The following is a 20187-nucleotide window of genomic DNA, read 5'->3' as shown; positions in this document are numbered from 1 at the left end:
CTGCCGCAAGCCCTCCATTCTTTGAGTTCCTATCTGATTGATGCCCTATGAACAGTTTCTGGCAAGCGTTTCTGCAACAACAAGGTGCCGCCTGGAATGAGGACGGCGTGCAATATCACTTCGCGGCGCCACCGGCTGACCGCCCGCGCCTGATGGATCTTTCCCATCTTGGCGTGCTGCGCTGCGAAGGTGAAATGGCAGCAAAATTTCTGCAAGGCCAGCTGACCTGCGATGTAAATGCCGTCAGTGCAGACAACAGCGTGCTGGGCGGTCTGTGTACCCACAAAGGCGCTCTGCTATCGTTGTTCCGTCTGGTGAAGGATGACACCGGTTATCTCTTCGGCATGCGCCGAGACATGGTCGAATCCACCCGCGCCACCCTTGCCAAATACATCGTCTTTTTCAAAGCCACCCTGAGTGATGCCAGTGATGACTGGGTCCGCCTCGGTCTGACCGGTGAAGGCAGCGACAACATTCTTCAGGCACTCTTTGATGATGCGCCTGAGACACCGGGACAGGTTATGGCGATTGAAGGCGGCCATGTTATCCGCATTGCCGGTAATGAACCGCGCTTTGAACTCTGGCTATCTCCTGAACGCGCCAAAAAACTCTGGGTGCCCATTACTGAACACGCCTTCTTCACCAGCAGCGAGCTATGGGAAGCCGAGGAAGTTAAAGCGGCCTTACCGGACATTACCCCGGCGACAGTTGATACCTTTATCCCTCAGATGCTTAACCTGCAGGCTCTGGGCGGCATCAGCTTCAAGAAAGGCTGCTACACCGGACAAGAAATTGTCGCACGCATGCAGTTTGTCGGTTCGCTTAAGCGCAACATGCATCTGGCCAGTGTCAGCAGCAAGGTGAAGCCCGTGGCCGGTGCCACCCTGACTAGTGAAAAGCGTGAAGTGGCGGGACAGATCGTGCGCGCTGCTCGCATTGGCGAGAACAGTTACCAGCTTCTGGCGGTACTTTATCGCAATGAGCTGGACGCACCAATCTGGCTGACAGAAGATAGCAGTGCCACACTGAACATCAGCCAAGAGCTGCCTTATGAAATCGATCCGGAAGTTTTCGAAAGAAACCGTCCCAAGCTCTGATCGTATTTCCGCGCTGAATAAAAAGAGACCACTAGGGTCTCTTTTTTTTATGGTCGATCAGGCTTCAGAAAGCTCATAGTGCGCGGGCAATTGCCAATCAATCGGCACTACCCCCCGCTCTTGCAACCAGAGATTGGCCGCCGAGAAGTGACCGTTACCGATAAAGCCCCTATGAGCTGACAAGGGTGATGGGTGAACGCTTTCCAGCACACAGTGGCACTGGCGATCAATCACCCGGCCTTTCTTCTGGGCGTAGCTGCCCCACAGCATAAAGACCAGACCCTCACGTTCACGATTAAGCTTTTCAACCACAGCATCGGTAAAACTTTCCCAGCCTTTTCCCTGATGCGCCCCTGCCTTGCCCTGTTCCACCGTCATGACGGCATTCAGCATAATGACACCCTGCTCCGCCCAGGGAATCAGACAACCATGAGGCGGCGGCTGAATACCCAGGTCACGTTGCAGCTCCTTGTAGATATTCACCAGTGAGGGAGGAACGCGAACGCCAGGCTTCACTGAGAAGCACAGACCGTGAGCCTGACCTGGGCCGTGGTATGGGTCCTGCCCGAGAATCACGACTTTCGCCTGATCAAACCCGCAGTAATGAAAGGCATTAAACCAGTCTTGCGAGCGTGGGTAGATCACTTTGTGCGCATCTTTCTCAGCTCGCAGAAAGCCTCGCAGCTGCTGCATATAAGGCTTGGCACATTCTTCATCCAGCCAGGGCTGCCAGCTTGGGTCGACATTCAGGCTCATGAGCGCTCTCTTACTCCAGCAAATATCATCATGGCGCTATTGTAACAGCCTCACTCAACGCTCTTAACCCTAGGAAACACCCTACTTGCCAGTCCGCACGACAGCCGCCAAGATACATAGATCGTTGATTGCATGAAGGAAGTCGCCAATATGGCCGTTCAGAATGACACGCCAGCGGTTGAAGACACTGCCAAAAAGAGTCGCCGCAAGATCAGCATCTCTCTGAATATCTCAACCCTGAGCCTCATTCTCTCCGCCGTGGCGATTCTGCTTACTGTGAATCTCTGGCTGTGGGTGCCCAGCCCCTGGGCCAGCAAACTGAGTTTTCAGGTTGAACAGATGACCAGCCAGTGGAAAAACGATACAGCCACCATTGAGGCGGATTATCGCGACTGGAAAGATCTGCTTACTGAACAAAAAGCTCAGGCCGTGCGCATGGAAACCATGCTGACCAGTCTGGAGTCGGCACTGAGCGCCAGCAGTAATCAGAAAATGCTGGATCTGTTGATCGAGCAGGAAGTGAGTTACCAGGCGTTCCTGGCTAACCTGAAAAACGGTATGGAAGAGATGAGCGCCATGGTGCGCGGTTCACGCTCGTGGCTCGATGAGTACAACCTGCGCATGACCACGGCAGAAGAAGCCAGTCGTCTGCGCCTTGAGCGCCTGAAACAACTGCAGAACAGCATCAAGCGCAGCGTTTCTCAACCCATGCCAACACCTACGCCTGTAGCTCCACCGACTCCCGCCAGCTAAAGCAGGCTTTCAGCCCTACAAAAAAAGCCCGACGTTTCCGCCGGGCTTTTTTTATTCGCATGACGCTCAATGCGTCTGCTGATCCTCAGACCTCCGGACGCATGGCCGGGAAGAGGATCACGTCACGGATGGAAGCCGAATCGGTGAAGTACATCACCAGACGGTCGATACCGATACCTTCACCGGCGGTCGGTGGCAGGCCGTATTCCAGCGCGTTAACGTAGTCTGCATCGTAGAACATGGCTTCATCATCACCTGCGTCTTTCTCTTCCACCTGCTGACGGAAACGCTCTGCCTGATCTTCCGCATCGTTAAGCTCGGAGAAGCCGTTGGCAATCTCGCGGCCACCGATGAAGAATTCAAAGCGGTCAGTCACATGCGGGTTGTCATCATTACGACGTGCCAGCGGGGAAACTTCTGCCGGGTATTCGGTAATGAAGGTCGGCTGATCAAGCTTGTCTTCTGCACAGGCTTCGAAGATTTCTGTCTGCAGCTTGCCAAGACCCCAGGTCGGTTTGACATCAATACGCAGGGTTTTCGCCAGGGCTTTAGCCTGATCAAAGTCAGTCAGCTGCTCTTTGGTGATATGCGCATTGAAGTGCAGTACTGATTCAATCATCGACATGCGCACGAATGGCTTGCCAAGGTCATACTCCGCGCCCTGATATTTCAGGGTGGTGGTGCCCAGTACATTCTGTGCCAGCGTACGCAGCAGCTCTTCGGTCAGGTCCATCAGATCTTTGTAGTCCGCATACGCCTGGTAGAACTCCATCATGGTGAACTCAGGGTTATGACGGGTCGACAGACCTTCGTTACGGAAGTTACGGTTGATCTCGAATACGCGCTCAAAACCACCGACAACCAGACGCTTTAGATACAGCTCAGGGGCGATACGCAGGTACATATCACGGTCAAGCGCATTGTGGTGAGTAATGAATGGACGCGCGGATGCACCGCCAGGAATGACCTGCAGCATCGGTGTTTCGACTTCAAGGAAAGCGCGCTCATTCATGAACTGACGGATGCCCGCCACGATCTGTGAGCGAATTTTGAAGACGCGACGGGATTCCTCGTTACTGATCAGGTCGACATAACGCTGACGGTAACGCATCTCGGTATCCTGCAAACCTTTGTGTTTGTCAGGCAGTGGACGCAGTGCCTTGGTCAACAGACGTGGCTCGGTCATATCGACGTACAAGTCACCCTTACCGGATTTGCACAGCACACCTTCAGCCGCAACGATATCGCCCAGATCCCAGGTTTTGATATCGGCCAGAGTCTCTTCTGCCAGCGCCTTGCGGTTAACGTACAGCTGCAAACGGCCACTGACGTCCTGAATAACCATGAAAGCACCACGGTTCAGCATCAGACGACCGGCCACCTTAACGGTGATGTTCAGCTCAGCCAGCTCTTCCTTGGTTTTCTCACCGTAGGTGGACTGAAGGTCCGCCAGCAGATGATCGCGACGGAAGTCATTCGGGAATGCGATGCCCTGATCGCGGCGCGCCTGCAGGCGCTCACGGCGAAGAGCAACCAGTTTGTTCTCGTCCTCAAGGGTTTGAGGAGCTTGCGTTTCGTTAGTCATCAAGGATTCCTTCGAAGCGACGCCGGCTTACAGGCCGGCTTTCAGGCTGGCGACGATGAAGCGGTCAAGATCACCATCCAGCACCGCCTGGGTATTTCGGGTTTCCACACTGGTGCGCAGGTCTTTAATGCGCGAGTCATCCAGTACGTAGGAGCGGATCTGGCTACCCCAGCCGATATCGGCTTTGGAGTCTTCCAGCTCCTGAGCCGCTTCACGACGCTTTTGCATCTCCAGCTCATAGAGTTTGGCTTTCAGCTGCTTCATGGCGAAGTCACGGTTCTGGTGCTGAGAGCGCTGGCTCTGACATGCCACCACGGTATTGGTAGGCATGTGGGTAATACGCACTGCGGACTCGGTACGGTTAACGTGCTGACCACCGGCGCCGGAGGCACGGTAGACGTCAACGCGCAGGTCGGCAGGGTTAATTTCGATGTCGACGTTATCGTCAATTTCAGGTGAGACGAAGACCGAGGAGAAGGACGTATGACGGCGATTACCGGAGTCAAAGGGTGACTTACGCACCAGACGGTGAACGCCGGTTTCTGTGCGCAGCCAGCCGTAGGCATACTCGCCTTCGAAGCGGATAGTGGCACTCTTGATGCCCGCCACTTCACCGTCTGAAACTTCGATGATTTCCGTCTTGAAGCCTTTGGCTTCGCCCCAGCGCAAAAACATGCGCAGCAGCATGCTGGCCCAGTCCTGTGCTTCGGTACCACCGGAACCCGCCTGAATGTCCAGGAAAGCATTGTTGGGATCGGCTTCGCCTGAGAACATACGGCGGAATTCCAGGCCTTCAAGCTGGGTCGCCATACCGTCCAGTTCGCTCTGGATTTCTGCAACGGTGTCTTCGTCTTCTTCCGCCGCGGCCATTTCCAGCAGCTCAGTGGTATCTTCCAGACCCTGAGTCAGGTTTTCCAGCGTGGTGACGATGACATCCAGAGAAGCGCGCTCACGCCCCAGATTCTGGGCGTTTTCCGGATCATTCCAGATGGCGGGATCTTCAAGTTCGCGGGTTACTTCGATCAGACGTTCTTTCTTGGTATCGAAGTCAAAGATACCCCCTAAGCACGTCGGTACGCGCCTGCAGGTCTTTGATACGAAGAACGATTGGGTTGATTTCCATCAGTCTGGCCTTGCGTCAGTACAGAGCAGCGACTCACCTGCTCCGCCAGAGGAGCCAGACTCACTGCATCGATTCGATAAATGAACCGCGCATTTTAGCCGAACTTGCCCCCTCTGAGAACGACGAAACGCCGTTCTGTCCGGAGTTTTTTCAGTCCCTCAGGACGCAGGCATCGGTGTCAGGGCATGTCAGGAATCAGCTTTCAAACGTGCCTTTTACCTGAAGGACGCCGTTTTGTTTAAGCCAGCGACCTCGCGCCATCACCCCATCAATGCTGAGGTCGTCATTGAGCAGCAGAAGGTCTGCATCCTTGCCTGTGGCCAGCACACCCTTCTGGCTCAATCCCAGCAATTTTGCCGGTGATGATGTCACAACGGGCAATACCACCTCGAGCGCCATCCCCTGTGAAACACAGCGCTTTACCTCTTGCCAGAGACTACTGATCTCTCCCACGCCGATGCCGACAACCTGACCTTCTGCGTCAAAGATCGGCAGGCTGGCCTGGCCATCCGAGCTGAAAGTAATCTGGGAAACCGGCACGCCTTCCTGAAGCAAACGCTGCAGCCCTTCCGCACAGCTGACTTCGCCCCACTTCATCAGGCCACCGGTACTGGTCGTAAAGTCGACATAGCCACCTCGCTGGGCAAAACCGATCGCCTTCTCAAAGAGTGCGGCACTGCGGTTAATATGAGTGACCTGCAGCTGGCGCTTGGGCAGATCAGTACTGGCGAACAACGCATCCAGCAGTGTCAGCTGATCCGGCGCATCGCCCATGTGAATAAGCACGGTTCCCGCCTTGCCCGAAAGCATGCCGCCGACGCGAGAAGCGGCGACGATCTTTTTCAGCTCTTCCAACGTAGGCTGTGAGGATCGGTTATCTGCCACGGCGATCTCACCTGTACCGAGCATCACATCGACCAGTAACAAGTCACGCTCGATGCTGCCCGTCAGCGTTTTCACCGGTACCTGATAGGAGCCGGTGTGGCAGTATGCAGAAATACCTTCGGTGCTCAGTGCTCGCGCCTTGGCAACCAGATCCTCCAGTGAGCGGCTCACAGAATCCGTCCCCAGAGCACCTATCAGCGTGGTGACACCTGCATTAACCGCCTGACTGAGCTGCATGGGAGGAACACGAGTGTGCGGACCGCCTTCCCCACCTCCTCCCGTAATGTGTACCAGTGAATCAACCAGCCCCGGAATCAGGATTTTTCCGCTGGCATCCAGCTCTTCCCAGAGGAACGAGCCACTCAGCTCAATCGTGGAGTCAATCGCGGCAATACGGCCATCGGCGATCAATACATCGCGAAGTCCCAAGGGCGCAGGAGCAAAGAGGTTGGCATTGCGAATCAGAGTAAGCATCTAATCCTCCCCGAGGATCGTGGGCAGAAAAGCCGGGATCGTCATCAGAGCCTTTAACGTCAGACCCTGAGAAATGGTGGCGCATTCAACTGTGGGTAAAACGTGAGTTCAGTGTAGATGCCCCGGCTGTGGATAGCTTAGGTGAGGGGCTCGGCGTGATCGACCAGCAGCTGCAATCTCGTCTCACCACGAAACTCGTTCACATCCAGCTTATAGACCAACCGCGCCTGTTTAGCGCTGTTGGGCCAGACCGTCAGATCCGCATTAAAGTGAATTGCATCCAGTACCTGACCTGAGCCAGGTAACCGCAAGACCAGCTTCAGATGCCGCTCACCGACAATGCGTTGCTGCTGTATGTCAAACTCGCCGACAAAGGCAGGCTCCGGGAAATGCTGCCCCCAGGGGCCGGCGTTACGCAGCATCCAGGCGGTATCCAGCTGAAAATCCTCAGAGGCAAGCGGCCCGTCGACTTCGATCATGGCCTGTAGATCCTTCTCCTGCAGCATACGCCGCACTTCAGCATCAAAGGCCTGACGGAAACTGTCAAAATCCTGAGTTGCCAGCGTGAGTCCAGCCGCCATTGCATGACCACCAAACTTGGCGATCATCCCTGGGTGGCGGCTATCTACCGCTGCCAGCGCATCACGAATATGCAATCCGGCAATAGAACGAGCCGAACCTTTGATTTCCCCGTTCTCACCTTGAGCAAAGGCAATGACCGGACGATGCAGGCGGTCCTTGATGCGTGACGCCAGAATGCCGATCACGCCCTGATGCCACTCGGCCTCATACAGGCACACGCCCCAGGGCTGATCTTCTTCAGCCAGTGACAGGCGATTCAAATGCATCAACGCCTGATGCTGCATGTCCTGCTCAATTTCACGACGAGCCAGATTCATCTGATTCAGCTGATCGGCATAGAAATCCGCCAGCTGCGGTGTTGCGGTCAGCAGGCATTCAATTCCCACCGACATATCATCCAGACGACCTGCAGCATTCAGACGCGGCGCCACAGCAAAGCCAAGATCCGAGGCGACGATCTGACGGTGATCGCGCCCGGCCACCCGCAGCAGAGACAAAATACCCGGACGGGCTTTGCCTGCCCGAATGCGCTGTAACCCCTGATGTACCAGGATGCGGTTATTGGCATCCAGTGGGACCACATCGGCCACCGTTCCCAGCGCCACAATATCCAGAAACTGTCCGAGATTAGGTTTTGTGCGTTCGGCAAACCAACCTCGTGCCTCCAACTCCTTACGAAGCGCGACCAACACATAGAACATCACGCCGACGCCACACAATGACTTGCTGGTAAATCCACAGTCGGGCTGATTCGGATTCACAATGGCATCGGCTTCGGGCAGCTGCTCACCAGCCAGGTGGTGATCGGTGACGATGACATCCCAACCTCGCGCTTTTGCTGCAGCAACACCGGCAATACTGGCAATACCGTTATCCACTGTAATCAGCGCTTCTGTATCAGCGGGAAGGTCTGCCACCAATTCAGCACTCAGGCCATAACCGTAGTAGAAGCGGTCAGGCACCTGATAATGCACATGCTCCGCGCCCATGGCACGCAGTCCCAATACCGCAAGCGCCGTACTGGTCGCACCGTCACAGTCAAAATCGCCAACGATGCAGAAATGGCTACCGCGTAAAATATGATCCGCAATCAGGCTGGCTGCTTTGTCCATCCCAAATAGCTGGTTATCCGGCAGCAGCCCATCAAGTGTGCGACACAAGTCAGTCTCGGTGGCAATGCCCCGTGCAGCGTAAATACGCGCCAACAGTGGCGGCAGCTCTGCAAGAGAAGCAGGTAACGTGGCAGGCAAGGAACGAACGCGGATCTGTTTAGAGGACATGCAAAGCTCGTGATGACAGGGCAATTCAGTTATTTCGGCGCAGGAAACCAACTTGGAATACGACCCGTGAGATGGTATCCCGCCAAACCGACCCACTCTCTCAGGCCAACAGATAATTCATAAAGATTGGCGGACATATTGGTATTGATGTGCTGTTCACCTAGAGGAAAGGCTCGATAATCAACAGGATAGGCCACTACATTCCAGCCTTGCTGCCGAAAAACGCCCATGGCTCTTGGCATGTGATAGGCCGAGGTGATCAGCAGAAAAGGCGCATTGTTGCTCCCCTCTTCCCTGGCCTTGTCTTTCCAGGGTGCCAAGCGTGTGGCATTTTCCGCCGTATTGCGGGCGTTATTCTCAATGACCAGTGGCGCGGTGACACCGATACTGCGAAGCCAGCGCTCTCCAACCACCGCACCGGCAATATGTTGGCGTAACGGGTTTCCGCTGGCACCGCTGATGAGCACTCGCGCCTGCGGATAGTGTTGCAGCAACGCCGGCACCACCATGTAACGCTCGGCTGCCCAGTTGAATTCGTCACTCTGATGTACCGCTGACAGCTCAGCCTCCTCTCCCCCGCCAAGTACAATAATGCCCGCAATTTCAGACGGCAGGCTTGCAGGCTTCGGAAAACGGTTTTCCAGAGGACCAATGAGATAATCACCCACCGGCCAGAAGGCCATTACGGTGAAGAATAGGATAACAGTCATCAGCAGATGACGACCCCAGGAGTTACCCCGTCGAATCAGCCACCAAGACAGCAGAAGTAAAACGAGACAAAGCTGCTCTGGTCGCATCAGAAACCAGAACAGCTTTGCACCGTAGTAGAGAAGGGTTTGCATCCCTGGCGATTAGCCTGCCAGGGTCTTGACCATGTGCGCCTGAACTTCACGAAGGTCATTGCTGATCACATCGTAGCTTTCAGGACGCTCAAACAGGTCTTTCATGGCTTCCGGTAATGCAGGAGCCTCAAGACCAGCACGCAGGACCGCATCCGGGAATTTGACCGGGTGCGCTGTCGCCAACGTCACCATTGGCGTTCTGTCATTACGACGACACTGGCGGGCAGCAACAACACCAATCGCCGTGTGCGGGTCCAGCAAGTAACCGGTATCAGCGTGCACCTTGGCAATCATCTCGACAGTGGCATCATCATCGACACAATGACTGGCGAACAGGCTTTGTACTTCCGCCCAACGCTCACTCTCCAGTTCTACCGATTCATTACGGAAGCGCGCCATCAGCGCATCCACCTCTTCGCCTTTGCGGTCATACACCTCAAACAGCAAACGCTCAAAGTTGGAGGAGACCATGATGTCCATGGAAGGCGACAGGGTATGAACCAGAGACTGGCGACTCATGTCGTTGTTACTGATCACTCGGTGCAGGATGTCATTACGATTGGTCGCAACGATCAGCTGATCAATCGGCAACCCCATCTGCTTGGCCAGATAACCTGCGAAGATATCGCCGAAGTTGCCTGTGGGTACAGAGAAAGACACCGGACGATCAGGAGCACCCAGCGCCAGACCAGCAGCAAAGTAATAAACGATCTGGGACATGATGCGCGCCCAGTTGATCGAGTTAACAGCACCAAGACGACGGCCTTCAAGGAAAGCCTGATCAGCAAAGCTGTCTTTGACCATCTGCTGGCAGTCGTCAAAATTGCCTTCAAGAGCAATGTTATGAACATTGTCTGCCAGCACCGTTGTCATCTGGCGACGCTGTACTTCAGAGACACGCTGATAAGGATGCAGGATAAAGATATCGACACGTTCACAGTGACGGCAGCCCTCAATGGCGGCAGAGCCGGTGTCACCGGACGTCGCGCCCATAATGACCAGACGCTCGTTACGCTTGGCCAGAACATGGTCCATCAGCTTGCCCAGTAGCTGCAGGGCAAAATCCTTGAACGCCAGCGTTGGGCCATGGAACAGCTCCATCACCCATTCGTTACTGTCCAGCTGCTGCAGTGGAGCAACGGCCTTGTGACGGAAGACGCTGTAGGTGTCTTCAACCATCGTGCGGAAGGTTGAATCATCAATGCAGCCACCCAGAAATGGGCGAATCACATTGAACGCCAGCTCGCTGTAAGGCAGACCACGCCAGCTCGCTATTTCTTCATGGGTAAAGCTTGGCAGACGCTCAGGCACATACAGGCCGCCATCACTAGCAAGGCCCGCCAGCAGAACGTCTTCGAAGCCCAACGACTGGGCTTTACCACGGGTACTGATGTATTTCATGACTTCTATCTCAACCCAGATCCAGTTGTTCAACGCGCAGGCGGGTAACCGGACCCATGACATCTTCCAGCGACTCAATCGCGGCAATGGCCTCGTTCATCACACCTTCACGAACACGCTTGGTCAGCAGAATGACCGGCGCATTATCCACACCGTGCTCTTTCTGCAGTAACGCTTCGATGCTGATGCCAGCCTTGCTGAAAATAGAGGTGATTTGCGCCAACACTCCAGGCTTTTCCACCACCTGCATACGCAGGTAATACGCGGTTTCAACAGCAGCAACATCCAGTACCGGCAGGTCAGAAAGGTGATCAGGCTGGAAAGCCAGATGAGGAACACGGTTGGTAGGATCACTGGTCAGAGTACGCGCCACATCAACGATGTCCGCGACAACAGCGGAGGCGGTAGGTTCAGCTCCCGCACCCGCTCCGTAATAGAGCGTCGGACCCACGGCATCGCCCTGAACCATCACCGCATTTTTAACGCCATTGACGCTCGCCAGCAGACACTTGCTGGGAATCAGAGTGGGGTGAACACGCAGTTCAACGCCCTGCTCATTTCGACGCGCTACGCCAAGATGCTTAATGGTGTAACCCAGCGCTTCTGCATAAGTCACATCTTCAGGCGCAATCTTACTGATGCCTTCAGTGAAGGTTTTCTCAAATTGCAGAGGGATACCAAAGGCCAGCGACCCAAGAATGGTCAGCTTGTGGGCCGCATCAATCCCTTCAACATCGAAGGTAGGATCGGCTTCGGCATAACCCAAGGCCTGAGCCTCCGCCAACACATCGGCAAAGTCGCGGCCTTTCTCACGCATTTCGGTGAGAATAAAGTTGCCAGTACCGTTGATGATCCCCGCCAGCCACTGAATTGTGTTCGCCGTCAGACCTTCACGGATAGCCTTAATAATAGGAATACCGCCCGCCACAGATGCCTCAAAAGCTACCATGACATTCTTTTCCTGGGCAGCTGCAAAGATCTCGTTACCATGAACAGCGATCAGCGCTTTATTCGCAGTCACGACATGCTTGCCGTTTGCGATCGCCTGCATTACCAGCTCATGTGCCGTATCGTAGCCACCAATAAGCTCAACCACGATATCAATTTCAGGGTCATTGGCGATGGCCATAATATCGGAGGTCGTGCGAATACCTGTCAGGTCTATATCCGTGCGTGGGCGGCGAATGCTGACCATATCAATAATGATCTGGCGTCCTGCCCGACGTGAGATTTCTTCCGCGTTGCGTTTGAGGACGTTAAGAGTACCCGCACCGACAGTACCCAAGCCACAAAGGCCGACTTTGACAGGTTTCAAACTAATACCCCGATTTCACAGGTTAAACCGCCGCCCGTTATAGTCATTTCGAACATCAGATGTCCGGCATTTTTGAAGGCTGACGGAGTCGGATCAGGAGGTCGATCCGACCTAGACGTTATTGCCGCAGCGTCCGAAAAACCGTGCGATTTCCCGGCCCCTGCGTTAAGGAGGGTACACATTAAGTGGCAGGGTAGCGCCTGTCAACGAAGACAGGCGCCTTGCTCTTCCTTTATAACCCCAGGCTCTTAACCAGCTCATTTGCAGGCATATAGCCTGGGATCATTTGCCCATCAGGCGTGATCAAGGTGGGAGTTCCTGTCACCCCAAGGGTCACTCCCAGCTCATAATCCGCAGCAACCGGGTTCTCACACTTTGCACTCCCCGGCACACTCCCCTGCTTGGCAGCGGTAATGGCCGCCTGCGGATCGTCCGAGCACCAGACAGCAACCATCTTGTCATAGGTAGGCGTATTCAGACCGGTACGTGGAAAGGCCAGATACTTCACAGTAATACCCTGGGAGGTGAGCTGACCCAGCTCCGAGTGAAGCTTACGGCAATAACCACAATCCACATCGGTAAAGACAAACAGTGTGGAACGCTCTTCTCCTTTGGCCGGGAAAATGATGGCATTCTCATCGGGAACAGACGCCATGAGCTCAGCACGGGACTTCTGCTGTTTGATTTCAGTCAGATTGCGAAAGCCCTTATCAGTCGTCTGGTAAAGATTGCCCACAATAAAGTGTGATCCATCCTCACTGGCATACAGCGAGTCTCCGGTCGCCAGCATAACTTCATACAAATGCGGCATTTCGGAAGGTGTAATGCTGGAAATGGGCAGGTCGGGATAAGCTTTGGTAAGTGCCGCAGTGATGGCCTCTTCGGGGGTCGACTTAGCCGCCTGTGCGACTGCAGTAATGAGCATCAGGAATGACAGCAGGAGGTGACGTATCTTCATGTTTGATCCTCGGTGTTTTCTACTAGGACTCATAAACACACCATGAGTTCCACACTGTGCATCAAGATAGCGACTCCGGACCCTCATGCCCAGAGCAATAACACCAAAGAGATCAGACCATCAGCGACATAACAGTGACTAACCACGCGGATGATGCTGCTCGTGCAATGCCTGCAGTCGGGCACGGGCGACATGAGTGTAGATCTGCGTCGTCGACAAGTCAGCATGCCCAAGCAGCATCTGCACAACGCGTAAATCCGCGCCGTGATTCAGTAAATGTGTCGCAAACGCATGCCGCAGTGTATGGGGCGAGATATCCGTTCGGATACCAGCGATCAGGGCATACTTCTTGATGGCATGCCAAAAGGTCTGCCGCGTCATCTCTCCACCACGGCTGGAAGGAAAAAGCACCTGCAACTCCATACCGATCAGCTCCGGTCTGGCCTCACGAAGATAGCGCTGAATCCAGCTGATCGCCTCCTCACCCATCGGTACCAGCCTCTCCTTCCCCCCTTTACCCCATATCCGAATCACACCTTGCTCAAGACTGATATTACTTAACTGTAAGCCGATCAACTCACTGACTCGCAGACCACAGGCATAGAGAACTTCCAGCATGGCACGATCACGCAAGCCAATAGCGGAGGACAAGTCAGGCGCCAGTAGTAATGCCTCAACATCAGCCTCGCTCAAAGCATCGGGAATAGGCCGGACATGACGAGGATGACTTAACAACGCCGTAGGGTCCTGCTCAATTAACTGCTCCCGCAGAGCAAAACGATAGAACCCCCGTAAACAGGACAGGTAACGTGATATGGACGAAGCGCTGGCATCCTGATCAAACAGGCTATAGAGATAACCCTGTAGCTGATCACTATTGGCCTTAAGCACCTCTATGGATTGCCTCTGACACCAGAGAGCAAACTGCGTTAGATCACGACGGTAGGCTTCAAGACTCAGCTCACTTAACCCTTTCTCAAGCCAGGCGCTATCCAGAAACCGAGCAATATTCCCCTCATGAAGATCACTAAGCTCCGCTTTGCCCACCACGCCTCACCTCTGCATCAGGAGATTCAGAAAAACAAAAAGGTGGCCTAAGCCACCTTTTTGTCGAACCGTATCAAGAGCGGTCGTTCCGAACGCCTTAAGCGTTTTTGGAAACGATTTTCTCTTTGATACGTGCTGCTTTACCAGACAGGTCACGCAGGTAATACAGTTTAGCCTGACGAACGTCACCACGACGCTTAACCTGGATTTCTTCTACAGTTGGGCTGTAGGTCTGGAAAGTACGCTCAACGCCCACACCGTGGGAGATCTTACGCAGAGTGAAAGCAGAGTTCAGGCCGCGGTTACGCTTGCCGATTACAACGCCTTCGAAAGCCTGCAGACGAGTACGCTCGCCTTCTACAACACGTACCTGGACAACCAGGGTGTCACCTGCGCCAAACGCAGGAATTTCTTTGCTCATCTGTTCAGCTTCGATTTGCTGAATGATCAGGTTCTTGCTGCTCATCGCTCGCTCCTAATATATCGTTCGCGCTGCCTTAAGAGGCTTCTTCTGCGCGAATAAATTCTGACAAAAGCTTTTGCTGTTCTTTGGTCAGCTCAAGGTCTTCCAACAAATCCGGTCTACGCAACCAGGTTCTTCCTAGTTGCTGCTGTAGTCGCCACTTGCGGATTTCTTCGTGATTTCCACTCAGAAGTACCGGCGGGACTGTTTGCCCTTCCAATGTTTCAGGTCGTGTGTAGTGCGGACAATCAAGCAGCCCGTCACTGAAAGAGTCTTGCTCGGCGGATTCCTCACGGCCCAGAACTCCCGGAACCATTCGCGCCACGGCATCAATCATCACCATGGCAGGTAACTCGCCCCCACTGAGAACAAAGTCACCAATGGACCACTCAGAATCGACTTCAGACTGAATCAGTCGTTCATCAATACCTTCGTAGCGCCCTGCCACCATCAAAAGCGATGGATAGGCAGCCAACTCTTTCGCCCCCTGTTGATCCAGCTTGCGACCTTGCGGCGACAGGTAGATCACGTGAGGCGGCGTCTCGCTGGCGGACTTCGCAGCCTGAATGGCATCCCTCAGAGGCTGAATTTTCATCAGCATCCCGGGGCCACCACCATAGGGGCGATCATCCACGGTCTTATGCCGGTCGTGGGCATAATCCCTCGGATTCCAGCACTTCAGCGTCAGTATTCCTTCCTTTACTGCACGTCCCGTCACGCCATACAGGCCAACGGCACGAAACATCTCAGGAAAGAGCGTTACAACACCCAACCACACAGCGCTCTCCTCAGAAACTGGAGTCCCAGTCAATGACCAGGCGACGCTGCTCGAGACTTACTTCCTTTACATTGTTCTCTGGCAGATAGGGAATCAGGCGTTCCTGATCATCCACACTGTCAGAACTTGGACTCACGACCAAAACATCGTTAGCCCCAGTGGCCAGCATGTGGTCGACAACACCAAGACAAACGCCTTCGGTATTAACCACAGTCAAACCTTCAAGTTGATGCCAGTAAAACTCGCCCTCTGGGAGGTCGGGTAACTGGTTCAGATCAACGTGGATATCCGCTTCGCAGTAATGCTTGGCGATATCTCTGTCATCACAACCTTCAATATGAGCAATTAGCCCCTGGCCATGATGTTTCCATTGATCAATGACGACCTCTCGCCACTGACCGTTAAGCTGTAACTTCCAGGGAGTATAGGCAAAGATGTTCTCCATCGGTTCTGCAAAGGAGTAAACCTTTACCCAGCCTTTAATGCCGTACACCGAGGTTATACGCCCCATGACGAGCTGTTCTTGATTGCTTTGCATCAGGCGTTCCGGAAATCTCAGCTTCTATATCCTAAAAGTTATGCCGCGGCCTGAGCCTTGGCAGCATCTTTGATCAGCTGGGCAACGCGATCAGAAGGCTGTGCACCTTTGTCAGTCCAGTAAGCTACACGCTCAAGGTCCAGCTTCAGACGCTGTTCACCACCGCGAGCGATGGGGTTGAAGAAACCTACACGCTCAATAAAGCGACCGTCACGCGCATTGCGCTGGTCAGCAATAGTGATGTGATAGAAAGGACGCTTTTTGGAGCCGCCACGAGCCAAACGAATAGTTACCATGCGCGATCGTTCCTTTATTGAGTTGCGGATGGGTTTTGATATCGCCCATCGTTCGAAGTACCGACCCAAGCTTCGTGGGCTAAGGCCGAGTTATAAGGCGCAACATTCTATGTGAATCAGGCGCCCAAGAAAAGCATTTGTTCAAAAAAACAGCAACCCGCCGAAGCGGGTTACATAAGCGATCTTGCCAGGACTCAGAAGCGCGGCATTCCGCCACCGCCACCACCCATACCGGGAGGCAACATTCCTTTCATATTACGCATCATTTTGGCCATGCCGCCCTTGCCAGCGACCTGCTTCATCATCTTCTGCATTTGTTTGTGCTGCTTAAGAAGACGATTAACATCCTGAACCTGAACACCAGAACCCATCGCGATACGACGCTTGCGAGAACCATTGATTAGATCGGGGTTACGACGCTCTTTGGGCGTCATTGAACTGATGATCGCCTGCATCTGGCGCATGTTCTTTTCAGCAGCGCCCATATCAGCATTTTGCGTCAGCTGTCCCATACCTGGCAGTTTGGACATCAGGCCAGCCATGCCGCCCATGTTATTCATCTGCTGCAGCTGATCACGGAAATCCTCGAGATCAAAGCCTTTGCCTTTTTTGATCTTGGACGCGAGCTTCTCTGCCTTGCTCTTGTCCATTTTCTGTTCTGCTTCCTCGATCAGAGAAAGCACATCACCCATCCCCAGAATACGCGAAGCCACACGATCAGGATGGAAAGGTGACAGCGCGTCACTCTTTTCACCGACCCCAAGGAACTTGATGGGTTTTCCGGTCAGGTAACGCACTGACAGCGCGGCACCACCACGGGCATCACCATCGGTCTTGGTGAGGACGACACCGGTAAGGGGCAGCACATCATTAAAGGCCTTAGCGGTATTCGCGGCATCCTGACCCGTCATCGCATCAACAACAAACAGGGTTTCGACCGGCTGCACTTCCTCATGCAGGAATTTAACCTCCTGCATCATGGCTTCATCGACATGCAAGCGACCGGCGGTATCGAGAATCACCACATCATGATGCTGTATGCGCGCATGAGCGATAGCGGCCTTGGCAATATCCAGTGGTTTCTGGTCTGCCTGACTCGGGAAGAAATGAACGCCGACCTCTTTTGCCAGCGTTTCGAGCTGCTTGATCGCAGCGGGACGATAGACGTCCACCGATACGACCATGACTTCTTTCTTGTGGCGCTCTTTCAGGAATTTGGCCAGTTTTCCTGCAGAGGTAGTTTTACCCGCCCCTTGCAGACCCGCCATCATGATCACCGCAGGCGGCTGTACTGACAGGTTCAGCGCTTCATTGGCCTCCCCCATGATGGAGACCAGCTCCTGCTTCACAATCTTGATGAAGACCTGACCTGGCGACAAACTGCGGGCAACTTCCTGACCAATCGCCCGCTCTTTAACCTTACCAATAAACTCTTTAACAACCGGCAGAGCTACGTCGGCCTCAAGCAACGCCATACGAACATCACGCAAGGCTTCCTTGACGTTGTCCTCGGTCAGCTTGGCCTGTCCGGTGATATGCTTTAATGTCTGGGACAAACGATCTGTGAGATTATCAAACATTGAGATGCCCTTGATGATCATCCGGCGGATTAACGTGCCGAACGTATCTGTAACAATAAAATTTCCGCTATTATATCCGACGCGTCGCCAAGGAACGAATCTCTGTTGAGAAGTTCAGGTTCAATAGGCGCGTTCACTCTCGAACGGACACATAACACATGATTCTTATTGGTGCTTATATTCTTGCAGTCGTGGCGTATCTTGCCGGCGGTTTTCTGCAATCGAGCACACTGATGGGCAAGCCTCTGGCCTCCCGCCAGCAGATAATGCTGCTGGGCCTTGCAGGTGTACTGTTTCAGGCAGTAACCCTGTCCCACAGCCTGTTCACACTTGGCGGACTACGCTTCGACTTCTTTATTACCGGCTCGCTGATTTCCTGTCTTATTGTGGCACTGGCACTTGCCAGTGCGTTATCACGCCCGCTGGAAAACCTCTTTGTCTTCATTTTCCCTCTGGCTGCGACCACGATTTTACTCAGCGGCCTGATTCCAGCCCAGGGACGCTCCCACGAATACAATCCGGGCGTCGACCTGCATATAGCCTCATCCATCATTGCCTATGCCTTCTTCACACTGGCACTCGTACAGGCTTTGCTGCTCTACCGTCAGAACTGGCAGCTCAAACATCACAAGCCTGCCAGTTTGACAAAAGTGCTACCCCCTCTGCAAACCATGGAGAAGCTACTGTTCGAACTGATTTGTGTGGGTCTGGTGTTTTTGACTATCGGGCTTATCAGCGGCTTCATTTTTGTACAGAACCTTTTTGCCCAGCATTTAATCCATAAAACCATACTTTCACTATTGGCCTGGCTTATCTTTGCAACACTGGTTATCGGCCATTATCGCTTCGGCTGGCGCAGCCGAACGGCGGTACGCTGGACGATTGGCGGATTCGTGGTATTGATGCTTGGGTTCTTCGGCACCAAGCTGGTATTGGAATACATCATCGGCCGCACTTGACACCGGCCACCTCAACCAACTAAAACACGATTTCCTATTCGTGTTATGGAGCTACTCCCCTCTTGAACGACATACCCATAGTGGCCTTATGCATAGTTCTGGTCATTCTCATTATCATGTCTGCGTTTTTCTCCAGCTCTGAAACCGGCATGATGACGCTCAACCGCTACCGCCTGCGCCATCTGGTTAAGAGCAAACACCGAGGCGCCATACGCGCTCAAAACCTGCTTGAACGCCCTGAACGCCTGATCGGCGTCATCCTGATTGGCAATAACTTCGTTAACATTCTGGCTTCAGCCATTGCCACAGTCATTGCGACACGCCTGTGGGGTGAGTTAGGTGTCGCCATTGCCACCGCAGCACTCACATTTCTTATTCTTATTTTTGCAGAAGTCACCCCCAAGACGCTTGCAGCGCTGAATCCGGAGCGAGTGGCATTTCCTGCATCACTCATTCTGATTCCGCTACTTAAGCTGCTTTATCCTTGTGTCTGGCTGGTCAACAGCATCACCAGTGGGATTTTGCGAATGTTCCGTCTGCAGGGGAGCGATGAAGGCGGCAACCACCTTAGCACCGAAGAACTTCGTACCGTTGTTAACGAAGCCGGCGCACTCATGCCCCGTCGCAACCAGAATATGTTACTCAGCATTCTGGATCTTGAAACGGTCTCCGTGAACGATGTCATGATCCCAAGCAATGAAATCCAGGGTCTCGACCTTGATGACGAGCTGGAAGACATTCTTCAGCAAATTGCCAATAGCAAATACACGCGCCTGCCAATTTATCAGGGCGAAATCAATAACGTGATGGGCGTTCTGCATATGCGCAGTGTGGCAGGCCTTCTCAACAGCACTGAGCCTGTGACAAAAGAGCTCATTATCGAGCAGGCTTTCGAGCCTTACTTCATCCCTGAAAATACACCTCTGCATACCCAATTGATGAACTTCCAAAAGGCCAACAAGCGTCTTGGGTTGGTAGTCGATGAATACGGCGATGTGATTGGCGCGGTCACGCTTGAAGATATTCTGGAAGAGATTGTGGGCGAGCTCTCCACGAAGGAAGACATCGAAGATCAGGATATCGTTCATCAGGACGATGGCAGCATCATTATTGATGGCACCTCCACCATTCGCGATATCAATAAGTCACTTCACTGGGAGCTGCCAACTGAAGGCCCTAAAACCATCAATGGTTTAATTGTCGAAACGCTGGAAGCCATCCCCGTTGCCAACACCTGCGTGCAGATTGATGAATACCGGTTCGAAACACTGCAGATCAAGGATAATCTGATTAAGTCAGTTCGCGCCTACAAGCTCAAAAGCGATGACTAAACCCACTTGAACACCACTAGAAAGCTGCCCTTTGGCAGCTTTTTTTATACCTACTGACCAGTGCGTGAGTGCGTGAGTGCGTGAGTGCGTGAGTGCGTGAGTGCGTGAGTGCGTGAGTGCGTGAGTGCGTGAGTGCGTGAGTGC

The 20187-nt window shown here is 53.6% G+C and carries 19 protein-coding genes; 4 read left to right on the top strand and 15 right to left on the bottom strand.

What is annotated here, in order from left to right; genetic code table 11:
• The first annotated feature begins 47 nt into the window (after positions 1–47).
• Positions 48–1097: a YgfZ/GcvT domain-containing protein gene (locus ACKC9G_RS03185; RefSeq protein ID WP_411403489.1), complete on the top strand. Its 1050-nt coding sequence runs from the start codon at positions 48–50 to the stop codon at positions 1095–1097.
• Positions 1098–1154: 57 nt separating this feature from the next.
• On the opposite strand, the gene ung is transcribed toward ACKC9G_RS03185, so the two are convergent.
• Positions 1155–1853 (bottom strand): uracil-DNA glycosylase, encoded by a 699-nt coding sequence (gene ung / locus ACKC9G_RS03180; RefSeq protein WP_411403488.1) that lies wholly within the window; start codon positions 1851–1853, stop codon positions 1155–1157.
• 150 nt (positions 1854–2003) lie between these two features.
• On the opposite strand from ung, the gene ACKC9G_RS03175 reads away from it, so the two are divergent.
• Entirely contained in the window at positions 2004–2606 is a 603-nt protein-coding gene (locus ACKC9G_RS03175) for a hypothetical protein (protein ID WP_411403487.1), read from the top strand.
• Positions 2607–2691: 85 nt separating this feature from the next.
• On the opposite strand, the gene lysS is transcribed toward ACKC9G_RS03175, so the two are convergent.
• The 14 genes from lysS to ffh all read right to left on the bottom strand — a co-directional run bounded on the left by lysS (position 2692) and on the right by ffh (position 17753).
• Complete coding sequence (gene lysS / locus ACKC9G_RS03170) at positions 2692–4191, bottom strand: lysine--tRNA ligase (protein ID WP_411403486.1); 1500 nt, start codon at positions 4189–4191, stop codon at positions 2692–2694.
• A 27-nt stretch (positions 4192–4218) separates the two neighbouring features.
• Positions 4219–5314 (bottom strand): peptide chain release factor 2 gene (gene prfB, locus ACKC9G_RS03165; RefSeq protein ID WP_411403485.1). Its coding sequence is split into 2 segments (ribosomal slippage): positions 4219–5241 and positions 5243–5314, totalling 1095 coding nucleotides; the frame shifts between segments, so codons are not numbered across the junction.
• A gap of 195 nt (positions 5315–5509) precedes the next feature.
• Positions 5510–6673: a beta-aspartyl-peptidase gene (gene iadA / locus ACKC9G_RS03160; protein ID WP_411403484.1), complete on the bottom strand. Its 1164-nt coding sequence runs from the start codon at positions 6671–6673 to the stop codon at positions 5510–5512.
• Between the two features lie 137 nt (positions 6674–6810).
• Positions 6811–8535, bottom strand: a complete 1725-nt coding sequence (gene recJ / locus ACKC9G_RS03155) for a single-stranded-DNA-specific exonuclease RecJ (RefSeq protein ID WP_411403483.1) — start codon at positions 8533–8535, stop codon at positions 6811–6813.
• 29 nt (positions 8536–8564) lie between these two features.
• Entirely contained in the window at positions 8565–9377 is an 813-nt protein-coding gene (locus ACKC9G_RS03150; protein ID WP_411403482.1) for a YdcF family protein, read from the bottom strand.
• A 9-nt stretch (positions 9378–9386) separates the two neighbouring features.
• Entirely contained in the window at positions 9387–10778 is a 1392-nt protein-coding gene (thrC, locus tag ACKC9G_RS03145) for a threonine synthase (protein ID WP_411403481.1), read from the bottom strand.
• Positions 10779–10788: 10 nt separating this feature from the next.
• Positions 10789–12093: a homoserine dehydrogenase gene (locus ACKC9G_RS03140; RefSeq protein ID WP_411403480.1), complete on the bottom strand. Its 1305-nt coding sequence runs from the start codon at positions 12091–12093 to the stop codon at positions 10789–10791.
• A 232-nt stretch (positions 12094–12325) separates the two neighbouring features.
• Positions 12326–13051 (bottom strand): DsbC family protein, encoded by a 726-nt coding sequence (locus ACKC9G_RS03135; RefSeq protein WP_411403479.1) that lies wholly within the window; start codon positions 13049–13051, stop codon positions 12326–12328.
• Between the two features lie 138 nt (positions 13052–13189).
• The gene (xerD, locus tag ACKC9G_RS03130; RefSeq protein ID WP_411403478.1) at positions 13190–14101 is read right to left on the bottom strand and encodes a site-specific tyrosine recombinase XerD; all 912 of its coding nucleotides are present in this window, start codon (positions 14099–14101) and stop codon (positions 13190–13192) included.
• A gap of 94 nt (positions 14102–14195) precedes the next feature.
• A complete protein-coding gene (gene rplS, locus ACKC9G_RS03125; protein WP_411403477.1) occupies positions 14196–14564 on the bottom strand; it encodes a 50S ribosomal protein L19 in 369 nt (122 codons plus the stop codon).
• Between the two features lie 31 nt (positions 14565–14595).
• Positions 14596–15339, bottom strand: a complete 744-nt coding sequence (gene trmD, locus ACKC9G_RS03120) for a tRNA (guanosine(37)-N1)-methyltransferase TrmD (RefSeq protein WP_411403476.1) — start codon at positions 15337–15339, stop codon at positions 14596–14598.
• A 10-nt stretch (positions 15340–15349) separates the two neighbouring features.
• Positions 15350–15877, bottom strand: coding sequence for a ribosome maturation factor RimM (gene rimM / locus ACKC9G_RS03115; RefSeq protein WP_411403475.1), 528 nt, complete (start codon positions 15875–15877; stop codon positions 15350–15352).
• A 38-nt stretch (positions 15878–15915) separates the two neighbouring features.
• On the bottom strand, positions 15916–16173 hold the full coding sequence (gene rpsP / locus ACKC9G_RS03110; protein ID WP_411403474.1) for a 30S ribosomal protein S16: 258 nt from the start codon (positions 16171–16173) through the stop codon (positions 15916–15918).
• Positions 16174–16367: 194 nt separating this feature from the next.
• Positions 16368–17753, bottom strand: coding sequence for a signal recognition particle protein (gene ffh, locus ACKC9G_RS03105; RefSeq protein ID WP_411403473.1), 1386 nt, complete (start codon positions 17751–17753; stop codon positions 16368–16370).
• Positions 17754–17911: 158 nt separating this feature from the next.
• Here ffh and ACKC9G_RS03100 point away from each other — a divergent pair, with 158 nt between their 5' ends.
• A complete protein-coding gene (locus tag ACKC9G_RS03100) occupies positions 17912–18712 on the top strand; it encodes an inner membrane protein YpjD (protein ID WP_411403472.1) in 801 nt (266 codons plus the stop codon).
• Between the two features lie 62 nt (positions 18713–18774).
• Positions 18775–20043: an HlyC/CorC family transporter gene (locus ACKC9G_RS03095; protein ID WP_411403471.1), complete on the top strand. Its 1269-nt coding sequence runs from the start codon at positions 18775–18777 to the stop codon at positions 20041–20043.
• The last annotated feature ends 144 nt before the right edge of the window (positions 20044–20187 follow it).

This window comes from Pokkaliibacter sp. CJK22405 (assembly GCF_046614695.1).
Taxonomy (GTDB): Bacteria; Pseudomonadota; Gammaproteobacteria; order Pseudomonadales; family Balneatricaceae; genus Pokkaliibacter.
This window is presented reverse-complemented; position numbering and strand designations above follow the sequence as displayed.

Bases quoted from the DNA above. Each gene is read 5' to 3' on its own strand.
- recJ (WP_411403483.1), bottom strand. From the start codon at position 8,535: ATGTCCTCTAAACAGATCCGCGTTCGTTCCTTGCCTGCCACGTTACCT.
- thrC (WP_411403481.1), bottom strand. From the start codon at position 10,778: ATGAAATACATCAGTACCCGTGGTAAAGCCCAGTCGTTGGGCTTCGAA.
- rimM (WP_411403475.1), bottom strand. From the start codon at position 15,877: ATGCAAAGCAATCAAGAACAGCTCGTCATGGGGCGTATAACCTCGGTG.
- ACKC9G_RS03185 (WP_411403489.1), top strand. From the start codon at position 48: ATGAACAGTTTCTGGCAAGCGTTTCTGCAACAACAAGGTGCCGCCTGG.
- rpsP (WP_411403474.1), bottom strand. From the start codon at position 16,173: ATGGTAACTATTCGTTTGGCTCGTGGCGGCTCCAAAAAGCGTCCTTTC.
- ACKC9G_RS03100 (WP_411403472.1), top strand. From the start codon at position 17,912: ATGATTCTTATTGGTGCTTATATTCTTGCAGTCGTGGCGTATCTTGCC.
- ACKC9G_RS03175 (WP_411403487.1), top strand. From the start codon at position 2,004: ATGGCCGTTCAGAATGACACGCCAGCGGTTGAAGACACTGCCAAAAAG.
- lysS (WP_411403486.1), bottom strand. From the start codon at position 4,191: ATGACTAACGAAACGCAAGCTCCTCAAACCCTTGAGGACGAGAACAAA.
- ACKC9G_RS03135 (WP_411403479.1), bottom strand. From the start codon at position 13,051: ATGAAGATACGTCACCTCCTGCTGTCATTCCTGATGCTCATTACTGCA.
- iadA (WP_411403484.1), bottom strand. From the start codon at position 6,673: ATGCTTACTCTGATTCGCAATGCCAACCTCTTTGCTCCTGCGCCCTTG.
- ung (WP_411403488.1), bottom strand. From the start codon at position 1,853: ATGAGCCTGAATGTCGACCCAAGCTGGCAGCCCTGGCTGGATGAAGAA.
- ffh (WP_411403473.1), bottom strand. From the start codon at position 17,753: ATGTTTGATAATCTCACAGATCGTTTGTCCCAGACATTAAAGCATATC.
- ACKC9G_RS03150 (WP_411403482.1), bottom strand. From the start codon at position 9,377: ATGCAAACCCTTCTCTACTACGGTGCAAAGCTGTTCTGGTTTCTGATG.
- rplS (WP_411403477.1), bottom strand. From the start codon at position 14,564: ATGAGCAGCAAGAACCTGATCATTCAGCAAATCGAAGCTGAACAGATG.